Annotated in this window: 16 protein-coding genes; 1 reads left to right on the forward strand and 15 read right to left on the reverse strand. The window is 30.7% G+C overall.

The features are described from left to right. Positions 1-149: 149 nt before the first annotated feature. The 5 genes from DMZ43_RS07480 to DMZ43_RS07495 form a co-directional block, all read right to left on the reverse strand. The gene (locus DMZ43_RS07480) at positions 150-1847 is read right to left on the reverse strand and encodes a DUF2326 domain-containing protein (RefSeq protein WP_131507071.1); all 1698 of its coding nucleotides are present in this window, start codon (positions 1845-1847) and stop codon (positions 150-152) included. Next, the gene (locus tag DMZ43_RS15130) at positions 1838-2068 is read right to left on the reverse strand and encodes an ABC-three component system middle component 6 (RefSeq protein ID WP_370450271.1); all 231 of its coding nucleotides are present in this window, start codon (positions 2066-2068) and stop codon (positions 1838-1840) included. Before DMZ43_RS15130 ends, DMZ43_RS07480 begins: the two co-directional genes overlap by 10 nt. After that, positions 2065-2889, reverse strand: a complete 825-nt coding sequence (locus tag DMZ43_RS07485; RefSeq protein ID WP_131507073.1) for an ABC-three component system protein — start codon at positions 2887-2889, stop codon at positions 2065-2067. Before DMZ43_RS07485 ends, DMZ43_RS15130 begins: the two co-directional genes overlap by 4 nt. Positions 2890-3173: 284 nt before the next feature. After that, a complete protein-coding gene (locus DMZ43_RS07490) occupies positions 3174-3926 on the reverse strand; it encodes a T9SS type A sorting domain-containing protein (RefSeq protein WP_131507075.1) in 753 nt (250 codons plus the stop codon). A gap of 266 nt (positions 3927-4192) precedes the next feature. Further along, positions 4193-4711 (reverse strand): lactoylglutathione lyase family protein, encoded by a 519-nt coding sequence (locus DMZ43_RS07495; RefSeq protein WP_131507077.1) that lies wholly within the window; start codon positions 4709-4711, stop codon positions 4193-4195. 157 nt (positions 4712-4868) lie between these two features. On the opposite strand from DMZ43_RS07495, the gene DMZ43_RS07500 reads away from it, so the two are divergent. Continuing rightward, on the forward strand, positions 4869-5144 hold the full coding sequence (locus tag DMZ43_RS07500) for a helix-turn-helix domain-containing protein (protein ID WP_131507233.1): 276 nt from the start codon (positions 4869-4871) through the stop codon (positions 5142-5144). Between the two features lie 78 nt (positions 5145-5222). Here DMZ43_RS07500 and DMZ43_RS07505 read toward each other — a convergent pair whose 3' ends face one another. From DMZ43_RS07505 to ytxJ, 10 genes are all read right to left on the reverse strand, one after another. Next, the gene (locus tag DMZ43_RS07505) at positions 5223-5771 is read right to left on the reverse strand and encodes a VOC family protein (protein ID WP_131507079.1); all 549 of its coding nucleotides are present in this window, start codon (positions 5769-5771) and stop codon (positions 5223-5225) included. A 78-nt stretch (positions 5772-5849) separates the two neighbouring features. Next, on the reverse strand, positions 5850-6740 hold the full coding sequence (locus tag DMZ43_RS07510; protein WP_131507081.1) for a tetratricopeptide repeat protein: 891 nt from the start codon (positions 6738-6740) through the stop codon (positions 5850-5852). A 189-nt stretch (positions 6741-6929) separates the two neighbouring features. Beyond that, positions 6930-7502, reverse strand: a complete 573-nt coding sequence (locus DMZ43_RS07515) for a cupin domain-containing protein (protein WP_131507083.1) — start codon at positions 7500-7502, stop codon at positions 6930-6932. Positions 7503-7641: 139 nt separating this feature from the next. After that, positions 7642-8442 (reverse strand): sterol desaturase family protein, encoded by an 801-nt coding sequence (locus DMZ43_RS07520; protein ID WP_131507085.1) that lies wholly within the window; start codon positions 8440-8442, stop codon positions 7642-7644. Positions 8443-8816: 374 nt separating this feature from the next. Further along, the gene (locus tag DMZ43_RS07525; protein WP_131507087.1) at positions 8817-9851 is read right to left on the reverse strand and encodes a serine hydrolase; all 1035 of its coding nucleotides are present in this window, start codon (positions 9849-9851) and stop codon (positions 8817-8819) included. Positions 9852-10177: 326 nt separating this feature from the next. After that, a complete protein-coding gene (locus DMZ43_RS07530; protein ID WP_131507089.1) occupies positions 10178-11071 on the reverse strand; it encodes a Kiwa anti-phage protein KwaB-like domain-containing protein in 894 nt (297 codons plus the stop codon). Further along, positions 11061-11612: a hypothetical protein gene (locus tag DMZ43_RS07535; protein ID WP_131507091.1), complete on the reverse strand. Its 552-nt coding sequence runs from the start codon at positions 11610-11612 to the stop codon at positions 11061-11063. Before DMZ43_RS07535 ends, DMZ43_RS07530 begins: the two co-directional genes overlap by 11 nt. 212 nt (positions 11613-11824) lie before the next feature. Continuing rightward, the gene (locus DMZ43_RS07540; RefSeq protein ID WP_131507093.1) at positions 11825-12598 is read right to left on the reverse strand and encodes a peroxiredoxin-like family protein; all 774 of its coding nucleotides are present in this window, start codon (positions 12596-12598) and stop codon (positions 11825-11827) included. An 11-nt stretch (positions 12599-12609) separates the two neighbouring features. Continuing rightward, positions 12610-13065: a hypothetical protein gene (locus DMZ43_RS07545; RefSeq protein ID WP_131507095.1), complete on the reverse strand. Its 456-nt coding sequence runs from the start codon at positions 13063-13065 to the stop codon at positions 12610-12612. A gap of 157 nt (positions 13066-13222) precedes the next feature. Beyond that, positions 13223-13609, reverse strand: a complete 387-nt coding sequence (ytxJ, locus tag DMZ43_RS07550) for a bacillithiol system redox-active protein YtxJ (protein ID WP_131507097.1) — start codon at positions 13607-13609, stop codon at positions 13223-13225. Between the last annotated feature and the right edge of the window lie 177 nt (positions 13610-13786).

Below are 13786 nucleotides of genomic sequence, written 5' to 3' on the forward strand. Positions count from 1 at the left end.
AAAATCTATACGTAACGTTACGTAGTTTTCATAAAAAAACTCCCAGATTGGGAGTTTTTTTTGTGGTTCGATTAACTGTTCGTATATGAGCAGTAGCTGACGATAAGATGCTATTATTTATACACTTTGTTGTGCCCAGTTTTTTTATTCTATATTTTAAATAGTTTACTTTCTTGTGATAATTTCAATACTTCATAAATACTAGTATCTATGTCAGTTGGAAGTTTGTCACGAAGGACAGGTGCTATATATTGACAATTTATTTCATTAATGATAGTAGTCATTAAATTCAAAATTTGGTTGCCATGTACTGTTTCAATTTGGTCATGAATGATGAAATGTAGCGATTCAATGTCTAAAGAATCGGCAAATTGAATATATGCTAAATCAAACGCTGCAATCTGTCCTTTCTTTTTACCAGTACCTAAATTCCCACTAATACTAGTTATATTTAGTTCATAACCCTTTTCAGTTTTTTCTGAACTCATAACAAATTGTTCCCCATATAACTTATTTGATATTGAAGAAAAATACTTATTAAATTCAGAAATTCGTTCTTGAATTAAGCCATCTTTATCAGTAATAGATTTATCTATCTCACTTAATTGAGTTGAAATGTCGTCTAATTTATCCATTGAGTTTTTCCATAATCTTTTTAGCTCTTCAAGATTACCTTTTTTCTCATATGCTACATTTAGATTTGTAATTATTGTTTGAAGTTCTGAAACAGCGCCAGATTTTTTCAGCTTAGTTGTAAATTTTTCCTCTTTTATTAATAAATCCTGTAGTTCTCTCCTTTTTGATATAATTGACTCATTTAAAACTGGAAGCTCTTCAGTTATGAAATTAATTTTTTCTGAAAGCATTGAATTATGGAAATTCAATGTTTCTTCAAATGATTTTTGAATAGATGGGTTTAGAATTTTTGCTTCTTTATACAGAAATTGAATTTGAGATACATCAATATTTGAGTATTCTTTTTCAAGTTCAGCTTTACTTTCTTCAATAAGTTCCTTACGTATTTCGATTTGGCTTATTTCAGTAGAAATTTTGTTGATTTGAGTTTTAATTGAATTTAAAGAAGATAAGTCATCATCATAATTTTCATTAATGTTGAAATTTTCTTTTGTAATTTCTAAATCTGAAATAGTACGATTTATTACAGTTAGAGACTGTTCAATTTGAGAAAGATTGCTTTCTTTTCTCAATCTTTTTTGTAAATTTTCTTCAATCTTTTTTTGAGATAACAATCGTTGTTTTTTGTCAGCATCGTCTAAGTCTATACCTAGCCAAAAAAGATAAAGAGGTTCATACTCATCTGTGGTTGTATTAAAATGCAGAACTTTTACAGCATTAACTAATCTGTTTTTCTCATCTCTAATATTCTTCGCAATAAGTTGTCTAAAAGTCGGTTTTAGTTTGTCAGAGTCAAAAATCAACTCCTTTAATTTTATTCTAAAATTCTCATCATTAAACTGTTCTCCATTAATTTCTTGAATTTTATCTTTTCTACTTAAAAAATTTCTACGAATAGTGATTTCCCTTGAATTCTCGACATCTAAATCTTCTTTTAGAATTAATGTGATAATTATATTATTGTTTTTAAGAAAGTTTTCAATGACATTATTTCCTTTATTTTTAAATTCTTGATCTTGATATATATTTTTCCCTTTACCGCCTAGACAAAAATCTATTAGACGAATTGCAGTTGTTTTTCCAACATTGTTACCAGATTCTTGCTCATTATCAGTATTAGTTTCATCAACTATTAAATTAATTCCTTTGTGAAAAAGAACTTCTCTTATGACGTTTCTGTCATTTTCTATTTTTAAAAGTTTTAGAAACATTTTTTAATTTTTCCTTTGTTGATGTCAACTACACCATTTAAATATAACCAATCTAAACTAAGAGTAAATATGTTCATTGAAATCGTTTGACTATTTTGAATACTGCGATATAACTCTAAAAAATCAAATTTTTCATTCTTAGAATTCGTTAGTTCACTAAGTATTAATGAACCGATAAAGTATAAAGAATGTTCTGGATTTATATCTTTATTTAAAATCATATAGGCTCTTCTAAAATTTTACAACGAACAAATGCATCAACGATTATAATCTTCATGCCAATATTAACAGCTTCAAAAGGAATGTCTTCTTTTGCATTTGGACTTTTTTCGAATAACTCCCATAAATAGTTTTCAACAAGTTCAATTAATCTATCTGCATTTTCTCGAATATTTTCAATAGTCAAATCTTCTCCAAGGATTTCTCCTTTAGCTTTTAAATAAAGTTTATTGATGTTTTGCAAAAGCAATTCTTTTTTAAACGAACCTTGTTTTTCAATTTCTGAATATATTTTATTCAACTTTCCATGATAAACCTTATACTGTTCAAGAATTGGTTTGTAAACTATAACTTTATTGTAATCAATTTTTTTGTCAGGGCTGTAAATATTTGTTGAAGTTAATATGTCAACATTATCTAAGCTTATTGAACTGATATGATTAATCACAGTTGCTAAAGAGGAGGGATATTTGTTTAAAATATCATTTGTACCAATTTTTTTTAAAATATCTTTTTCATGATTTTGTTTCATTAGTTTCAAAGATGAAACTGTGTGTTTTGAAACATCATTAGTTACGATATGATGATTCGCACATAACAAAATTAAATTGTCATAGCTAGCCCTTTCCTTATCTGTCATGTTTGGGTCATATCGTTCGCCTCCATTTTCTGCTCCAGCGATATGACATATATTAGATAAATTTGTGTCATTTTTAGGACTTGTAAAAGTAGTAGTGCACCCTGGAAATGCGCATTGATTTCCAGATAAACTATACAGTCTTTTAATTGTCAGTTGGCTATAATTTCTTGGTCCTTTTCCCACTCAGCAAATATAGGATTTTAAATGTTTTAATTATGGCTTTTTAAATTGGGCACAATAATAAAGATATGGATAGTTTTAATTATCCATATCCAAAACACAGCAAGATACCAACTCCTAAAACAGCATACAATACGTAACGTTACGTAGTTTTCATAAAAAAACTCCCAATTTGGGAGTTTTTATGTTTCGCTTAATGACTTTGACTATGTACGTTGCGTAAAAATCCGCAGGATTTTCCATATAAGGACAAACCAAGCCATAGCTTATTTACAGTGTTAGCAGTATTATTCTTTTATAAACTTTACTGCGTTTCCATTATTAAATTTTAAAAAATATGTTCCATCAGTAAGATTTTGAACATTGATTTTTTCATTGTCAGAAATTTTACCATGAGTGATTTCTGAACCTAATACATTATAAATACTATATGTTGCTTCATTTTTTAAGCCTGAAACTTTAATGTATTCGGACGCAGGGTTTGGTAATACTTTTATGTTATTGGAAACTTTAAACGTATCAAGACCTAATGTGTCATCTGAAATTGAAACTGAAAATTTGGCATCTGTTGAAGATAAACTAGCTCCATCACGAAAAGTATTACCTCCAGAATATTCATTAGTAAAATCAGCAATAATGCTCATACCTGTATCTATGGTAAATTCAAAAGTATACTGGTTGCCTTGAGTTATATTTACATTGCCAGTAACATTTATTCTAATAGGGTCGTTTACTTGACTAATGGTTATTTGAGGATACGCTTGCGTATATATAGGTGTTCCACTAACCGAATTACCATTATATACTTTAAGCGTACCAGCTGATATTGTACCTGTTGTACCTGCAAGGAGTTGAACGTATTCTAAAGCTCCACTACACTCTGCAGTAAAGCCTTGACCTATAGACCAATTTGCAGTACTTTCCCAAGGGAATGCAAATTGAGGGTTATTACTTATAACACATTGTGCTGTTAAATTTTGTGATAAAAACGTGAAAGCTAGAATTAAGGTTGTTTTAATAAGTAGGTAATTTTTTTTCATTTGTAATTGTTTTTAATAGTTAATATTTGGGGTTAAAAATGTTTGCTAAAATAAAAATATGAGTAGTTTTCATTACCCATACAAATCGCTGAACGAAATTAATATTTTAAAATTTTATACACGTAATACCGTTACGTAATTTTCATAAAAAAACTCCCAAAATAGGGAGTTTTTATAGTGTTTAAGTTTTGTAAGATTAGTTTATTTTAACTCTTTTGGCTTATTTCTTATATACTCACACTTTTTTAATACGACGTTTTATTGTTTTATTGCTTATGTGCATAAGCACCAGACGAATAGGTTAACTCGTAACTGTGTGTGTAAACTTCAAAAACAATCCCAAAAGGGTCTTCGACATAACACATTTTATACGGTTTATCGTTTGGATAGTACTCTCTAATTGGCATTCGTTGTTTTCCGCCAGCAGCTACTATTTTTTCAATTAAACCTTCAATATCAGGATCTTGAACACAAAAATGAAATAAACCAGTATTAAACGGATTAAACTCTGGTGCTTCTTTTTTACCATGCGGAAAACTAAAGAGCTCCACTCCTATTCCGTCAGATGTGGCTAAGTGAGCAATTTCAAAAGTGTCCCAATCGTTACCAAACACATCAATACACATTTGTCCAATGGCAGTATCGGTTTCTTTTTTAACTTCAGAAGGTGGCATAATGGTATACCAACCCATTACTTCAGAATAAAACTTTGCAGCTTTATGAATATCAGGTACTGTAATACCTATATGCGAAAATGATTTTGGATAATTTTTAATAGATGTCATAAACTTTATTTTTAATGGCAAAATTAATTTATATTTGCCTTATAGGCAATAACTTACCAAAAAGTAGCATAGTTACCAAAAGGAGTAAAATGCTAATTATTAATATAATAAAATTTAAATTTTGAATAAAGAACTTCACTGCCCTTTGAATTACACCATGAATTTAATAGGCACAAAATGGAAACCTTTAATATTATTTCATTTGCTAGAAGGTGGATTACGCTCAGGCGTTTTGCAAAAGAAAATTCCTGGTATCTCTAATAAAATGTTTACCCAAACTGTGAGAGAGTTAGAGCACGATGGACTTATTACAAGAAAGGTATTTCCTGTAGTGCCTCCTAAAGTTGAGTATCGATTGAGTGAAAGAGGACAATCGTTAGAAACTATTTTAAGAGGATTAGACGAATGGGGTTTAGAGGATTGTAAAAAGTAGCCACAATAAAAAAACACCCGAATTGGGTGTTTTAAGATGGGTTAGTTAAAAAGTGTCAACAAAAGATTACCCTCGTTTTTATTTTAAATTGAGTTGCCAAGACACACCAAACTGGTCTTCGACAAATCCAAATTTCTGACTGAAACCGTAGTTGTTTAATGGCATCATCACTGTTCCGTTTTCTGATAGTTTTGTGAATAATTCTTCTAGTTCACTGTTATCCTTACACTCTACAAAATTAGAAACTGCTGGAGTAAATCCCCAATCGTGTATTGCAGGACTATCGCTACACATAAACTGTTTTCCGTTTAAACTAAATGTTGCATGCATTATTGTTCCTTCCTGTCCTGGAGCATCTTTTCCCCAACGTTTTACATCTTCAATTTTAGAATTATCAAACAAGGTTATGTAAAAGTTCATGGCTTGTTCGGCATCTCCCTTTTGAAAGGTTAAAAATGTAGCTATTTGGTTGGTTGTAGTTTTTATATTGTCTTTGTACAACTGCTTTATACTGTCTAGTTCAGTTTGCAACTGGCTTAACTCCTCTTGGGTTTTACTGGTTTTCTCATTGTTTGAGCAACTTAACGTTAGTGTAAATACTAAAAGTAACAGTGTGAATTTATTCATGATTACATTTTTATCTTAAGCTAAAATAGAGCGTATAAAATTAGATACAAAACACAGAGCATATAAGTGTATTAACTTTTAAAACTTTATGTTGTGTTCTTTTATAAATTTTTCAGCACTATAATCCTCTTTATAATTTAAGGCTTGTAATATTTTTTTTGCTGTTTGGACATCTTTATTAAACCCTTCAATTCCAAGATACAAATACTTAGCATAGAGAAATTGAGCATACTCTTTACTTGAAGGGTCACTGCCTTTATCATTAACTGCAGCCACTAGATAATCGTTAGCTGTTTTTTGGTCTTTAACAACATCACCTTTTCCTTCTCTGTAAATAACACTAACTGATGTAAGTGCTTGGGAGCGTAAGTGACTTTTTACTTTAACATACCACTCGACAGCTTTAGAATATTTTTGTTTGTTTCTAAAGGCATTTGCAAGTACAATTGCAGCTTCGTTATGACCTAACTGATGCGCTTTAGATAGGTAATCTTGAAACTTTTGGAAATCTGGTTTAAAATTAAAATCACTATGGAACCTACTGGTCGAATCATAAAGCAACCCTAAATACCAATTAGCATCGGCATTACCTGAATTAGCAGCATATTTTACTAAACCTAAGCTTATTTCACAATCATTACATTTTTCGGTTATAGGGTTATATACTGGTATATATCTACCTTCACGCATTGCTTTATAAATAGGATAAAGCACATCAACTTCTTGCAAGGCTTTACGGTTATTATTGACACAATTTAACTTTTCCTTTTCTTTTGAAACAAATTGTAAATGAGACCATATTTCCTTAAAAGTTGTATCGTAATCTATAAGTCCTTTTTTGTTTTTTTCAAGAGTTTGATTTAATTTGTTTTGAAACCTTTGCTCACTACTACTTTGAGCAAAAAGTGAATTATGAACACTAAATGAGCTTAGCAATATCGTTACAATAATTATTCTAATGTGTTTCATTGTTTTTATTTTAAATTACATTATTACAAGTAATTATATCTGTTTATAGTAACATAACGAAGTTAATTTTTTTTAAGCATAAAATCAATTTGTAACTGTACTAACACAAAAACACCCATTTTTGGATGTTTTTTAATGTGTTTATTTTGTCTAATACCTCTCAACTATAGAGTGATAAAGGGACTAGATTTAAACAAATTTTAATTTATACTTTGCACAAATATCAGTAACCTTTTTCATGTCAGGAGGTCCACTAGGTAATTGCGATAATTCTGAAAACATATCCTCTAATCCAGCTGGAAAGATACTTAACATTGCCTTAGCTTTTTCGTCGCCTACAACTCTCCAAGAATGTGGTACACCTTTAGGGCAAAAAATTAAATCGCCAGCTTGCAAAACAGTAGTGGTATTGTCTATGCTCATTTCAACCTTACCAGACAGTACTTGAAATACTTCATCTTCGCTTTCATGAACGTGAGGCGGAATTCCTACTCCAGGGTCATTGTTTTGTTCTATTAATGTAAATTGTCCATTAGTATCTTTTCCTGTTAGCTTAATAGTTTGATTATCGCCCAAAACATTCAACGCATCACCATTATCATTAGTAACTATTTTATGCTCTAAAGAAGGCTTTTCTTTAACCTCTAAAGATTCGCTTTCAGCCTCTTTTGTCGATTCTGTTTTACAAGCATTAAGCATAGGTATCATTGAAAATGCTCCAATACCAACTGCTGTAGACTTTAAAAATTTTTTACGGTTCATACTATTATATTGATTGGTTAGTGTATCAAGACTATTTATTATCTATGCTAAGCAATTTAATACTTAAAAACCACATAGTCAACACATCACAAATCAAAACCCATAAAACACCATTAGAATATCAGGTTAAAACGCGGTTTTATTTTCTTTTAATATTTATAAATGGACTTTTCATTAAATAGAGAAAGGACTGTTTTTTTTCTTCTTCAAATTCAATTAAGCCATAGTTCATTTGTACAGTAGGAATTAGTTTAAACGTTCCAAAAATTCGGTCCCAAATGATAAAAATATCTGCAAAGTTTGAGTCTGTATAAAATTGTTCTTGGTGGTGATGCACTCTATGATGATCTGGCATCACAAAGATTAAGCCTAGTGTAGTATTTAACCATTTAGGGTAATTTAAATTTGAATGTTCTAAAAAGAAGAAAACGTAAACTATAAAATAGTAAAAAGCCAATGCTGTTACATCTAATCCAAAAATTCCTGCTGCTACAATATTACCGCCTTGGTAAATAATTGCGAGCTCAATAGGATGAAACCTAAATGTTGTTGAAGAGTCCATAGTTGTATCACTGTGGTGCACTCTATGCAATCGCCATAAAAGAGGAACTTTGTGCGACGCTCTATGTAACCAATATGTCGCAAAATCAAAAAGCATTACACTTAAAATTAGTTTTATCCAAAACGGTATATCAAATAAAAAGAGAAGTCCTATTTCATGAGAGTTAAGCCACTCAATACAATAGACTAAAATTGAAATAAAAAATAAGTTAATTGCAAAAAATACTATTTGAAAAAGAATGTTTTGTAATAAATGGGTTCCGCGTTTTTTGAAAGAAAAAGGATTGTCTAACAGCTGTTCGAGCGTAAAGAAAAAAGCCAACAAACCGATTATTATATAGTTGGGATCTACATTTAAAATTGCATCTAAAATTTCCATAATTCTATGTTTTTTTCAGCTTGTATGTAATCTTATAAAAATATGGATTGTTTTTAATTATCTATATCAACCACCAAGCTAAGTTAGCATTTAAAAGCCACATAATCAACACATCACAAAACAACACCAATAAAAAACACCCAAATTGGGTGTTTCTCAGGTTGGTTAAAAAAAGCGTCAACGAAACATTTATAGCACAAGCCATAAGTAGTATTTTCAGTTTCTTAAGGTTTTTAAATTATTCGATTTATACATCTAGAATAGAGCAATATACATACTCTCCAAACACCAAACAATACGTAACGTTACGTAGTTGTAACAAAAAAACACCCACTTTGGGTGTTTTCACTAATTGTTTTAATGCTTATCTAACTCTATTCTACTTTGTCTTTGCTTATTATTTTTTTGATTCTACTATTCACTATTTCCGATAGGTTCCAATTGTACAGTTTTGGATCGGTTGTACTGTAAAACTGTACTACCACAGCATCAATATCTTTGTAGTATTTAGCAAAACTTTGATATCCTGGAACCCAACCAGAGTGTTCGTATTCATATATAGAACTATAAATGTCCTGTTCTCCCTCTTTAAATAGTGAACCATCATTCAATGCTCTTAAAAATACACCTACATCTTCTGCAGTGGCTACCATACCACGTTCGTCTTCTTTTAAATCATGAGGATACCCAACATGATAACCACTCATTACATCATCAATATTGACTTCGCTTAACGAGCCAAACGTATTGTTAAGCTTTAATGGTATTAAGATTTCCTCTTTTATAAATTGATAGTTTGGATACCCTAAAGCATCGTCCATAATCTTATTAATTAACAAATAATTGGTGTTGCAATACTCATAGTCCTCACCTGGTTTAAAATTGGCTGGTGTATCCAATATCAATGCTAAACTTTCTTCATAGCTAGTAGCAGGATTTCCCCAAAAGTTTGGCGCATCAGTAAAATTAGGAATCCCACTTCGATGCTGAATCATTAATCGTAAAGTTATTTTATCGGCATTTTCAATTCGTCCTACAAGTTCTGGTAGGTAATCTGCAATGGTTTTGTCTAATGAAAGCCTACCATCGCTCACCAACTTAGTAACAGCAACAGCATCATACAACTTGCTAATACTGGCAATTTTAAAAAGTGCATTGGGTTTAGCTGGTATTTTAGTATCTCTATTGTGCCAACCAGAAGCAAAATACTGAGGTGGCTTGTTGACTTGGTCTACATACACAACCATTCCGTCAAACCCATGATCTATGGCTTCATCTAGCTGCTCTTGAACCGTATTTGGCAATGGAAGTATCCAAGCTTTTACCAAAAGCCATGGTACAAAAAACAATGAAGTTACTGTTCCAACAAGTAAAATGACCCTAAGTATTATAGTTTTCTTTTTGCTCATAGTAGTATGTGTTAGTGTTAGTTATTTACACTTGCAAAAGTCTATTGTTTTGGTAAGAATTAAAATTTATAATGGCTGAACTGTTAAATGGTTTTGATGAAATGTCATTAACCCAATACATTTTGTTGCTTACTTATCAACAAACCGAAACGAATTTAACTTTTATAAAGCATAAAATCAATACATCGCGACAAGCATCAATAAAAAACACCCAATTTGGGTGTTTTTGATGTGTTTTGGTTAACAGTTCAGTGTATGAGTAGCTACGAGAAATTTAAAGTAATTACTTATAGTCAATGTTCGATTTCGCCTTTTTATTATTCAATTTAATTCACTCTTCTCCTGCTTGATGCTACATATATTTCAGGTAAATCTTCGGTAATATCAAAGTCATAGCCTCTCCTATCTAAGATTTCTAAAAACCTAACAATATCATCTTCCTCAGGCAATATTTGTCCGTTTTCTTCTCTAATATTTACGCCAATTCGAATACATTTTTCCATCAACTTGACTTGAGAGGTTCTCTCCAAATCTGTTCGAGATTTAATTGAAGCAATAAGTTTTGCAGCAGTTTTTGAGTGACCTACAAAATCAGCTAAATAATTAAAATTTATAAATTGAATTCTAACTGATAATTGCCTTGTTGAGTCAGCAGCGGAACGTAAGACTTCTTCATCAATATTTGCTATAAAATTAAATCCAGTTGGGTGTAAAATATCAATATTGTTTTCATGTATTATAAAATCAAAATCATTGTCTAGTTTAAAAATATTATCAGGTATAACCTGAAGAGTATCGTCTATTAAATAGATAAGCTTTTTTCTTAAAAGCCCTTTAAATTGTGAAGGACGTTTTACAGCAATTTGTTTAGAACCATTATTATGTCTAAAAATAGCAAAATAGAATGAAATACTATTAGCTATTTCTCCTAATGCCATGTTAACAATTGGAATATCGTTTTGGTTATATATTTCTCGTAATGAGGCTAAATTTTCATTGGATAATGGAACAAATAACTTTTCAGTTGAACCATATTTTTCACTTGGTTGAAATAATTCAGGCTCTTCTTCAATTCCAAAATATGCTTTGTAAAAACTCTCGTGCATATCATATAGAGTTGTTCTAACTGAATTATCTATTGGAATTCTTAAAACTGTTTGCTGTCCGCCAATTATTGTACAAATGCCGAACTCGATATTTCTAAAATCTTCAATTACCATATTTATGTTTTTTCAATTCTATATAAACCGAGTTACTAAGTCGGTGTACTTTTAGTTCATTTATGTCTTTTGGCAATGTTGCTCTTGTAGTGAGTAAAATTGCAGAATCAAAACTTTCAATAGTATAAACTCGATAACCTTGCAGTGCGAAAAGGATGTTGACAAAATGTAAGTTCATATTCCATAGAACAAAAATCACAAAACAAATTGCAAATATGATTGCAAAAAACTCTCTGTTGCTACCTATAGTCACGCTATAAAGCGGTAGCAAAACAGTGAATAAATATGTAAATAAATATTCTTTATTATTTTTTGTTTCACTTACGTCAAGAACAAAAACATCATTGCTTTTTACAGAAAAATATATTCTCAATTTTACAATCACAAATGGAATAAACAATAGAGTACCAATTGTAATCCATAAATTTTTATCTGAAACAATATTATCCATTCCTCTAATTCCTACTAAAAGAAATAAAGGTGCCATACTACTAAGTAGCATCATAAATTTCACAAATGGCAAACCTTCTGTTGTTTTCATTTTTTGATAATCATTTTCGTAATTCTATTCCTTTTTAATTCAGTTTTTTAACAAATGGCAATATTTTATATACAGATGTCTTTAATTACCAACATCCAAAACACAGCAATATAAACAACCTAAAAACACCAAACAATACGTAACGTTACGTAGTTTTTGAGCAAAAAAAACACCCAATAAGGGTGTTTTTTTATACTTAAAGTAATAATTAACTATTGTTTCATTTGCTTTAAAAAAGCAGTAAGATCACTAGGTTCTGCGCGTTTTCTATAGTCAGAATCTAAAAAGGCATAGCGTATAGTTCCATCAGTATCTATAATATACGTTGCTGCTAGTGGTAACTCGTTAGAGTCGTCACCATTGTGTTTGTTAAGGTCAAACTTTTGGTTATAAATTTTTGCTACTTCATCGGTAAGTTTAAAAACTACACCATACTCTTTCGCAACACCATTACCTATATCGCTTAGGACTTCAAACTCTAAATGGTTTTTTTCACTTGTGCTTATCGATTGGTCTGGTAACTCTGGTGTAATAGCTAGCAGATTAGCTCCTTGTGCTTTTATGTTTGGTAATTCTTCTTGCAAATAGCGCAAATTGATGTTACAGTAAGGACACCATCCGCCTCTATACCATACCAATACTACTGGTCCTTTAGCAAGGTAATCTTGCAATGCTACTTCAGTGCCTACTGCATTTTTAAGCGTAAAAGTAGGTGCTGCATCGCCTACTTGCTTAGCGTTGTCTAATATTCCTGACTCTAATACAGCATCTAAACCATCTTTATAAATAGCTTTGGTTTTATCATCTGCTTGTTTACTAAAATTTGATTTACGAGCTTCAAGAGCTTCTGTTTGCGTAGGTGTTGGTTCTTCCATAGTGGCTTGTGGTGTTTCTGTTGTTGACTTTTCGTCTTTTTTTTGTTCTGTTTTACAAGAAAACGTTAAACTCATTACCAAGCATAGGCTTAGTGTTTTTAAAATGTTCATGGTGATAGTGTTTATATAGTGATTTGTGTTAATTGCTTTTGTTGCTTTTTTATAATCAATAGGTTTATAGCCGAAAAGATAACAATAGCGGCTGCAATATAAACTAGCAACCACTTAGGTTGCACACGCAAATAAAACTCAGCAAGCAAAGCGCCTACCATGGTGAGTAAGCCTAAAGTATTTGAATACGTGCTAACTGATATAAAGTTCAGTTTTTTATAAGATTGCAATTTAGTTTCAAATAGAGCAAACACTACTGTTGTAAAATACAGGATTACAACTAGTAGAATTAAAATTCCTGTAAAAACTCTAAAAAAAGTAGGGTTAATCCCTAATGGTTTTGCCATTTCAATAAATGCGTTTACCGATATTTCCCAACCTGCAAGTTTAGAAATGGTGAATCTTACTAATACTAAACCCATTAACAAACTAGTGATTCCTATAATTGCTTTTTCAAATTTTCTCATTATGCTTATTTTATTTAGGGTTTGATATCTTTTTTGAACAAAAATTAATACTTAATAAAGTTATAGCGGTATACTATTCCACAAATCTAAACAATCGTTTAGAAATAAATTGTTAAGGTTTTAATAAAAACCATATTATTTTAAATAACTAAAAAAATTAAAGTAGTGTATTTAACTCTAAATCGTTAATAGCACCATGCGAAGCAGCAGTAACCACTACTCCATTTTTTACCACTAGTAATTGTGGAGATTCATGAAATACACCAAAACGTTGTGCTATGGTATTGGAGATGTCTCGATAGGTCAATAAATCTAAATAGTACAAATCTACATTATCACTACTAAAAGGATATTGTGCTTCAAACTGTCGCATAACCATTCGGCTAATACCACATCGTGTAGAGTGCTTAAAAATAAGTTGTGGTTTGGTTTTAGACTTTTCTTCTATAAAATCTAATTGTTGTATATCGTCTAAAAATATCCAAGGCAATACCTTTTCGTCTTTAGGTTCTGAAGAGCCAAATATGTTTTTTAAAAATCCCATAGCATTTGTTTTTTTTCATTCCGTCTCGATGCGGAATTCATACCTTATATTACTAAGTCGTTCAAAAATTAAAATCTTACAAACTGACGAAAAGTCACGTTATAACTGCTGTAAAACGACATTTTGTCTCACAAAACGTATTGGTAAGATTATTGACTTATACTCGTTGAAAACAAA

Origin of the sequence: Meridianimaribacter sp. CL38 (assembly GCF_004328055.1) — a bacterium.
GTDB classification, from domain to species: Bacteria; Bacteroidota; Bacteroidia; order Flavobacteriales; family Flavobacteriaceae; genus Gaetbulibacter_B; species Gaetbulibacter_B jejuensis.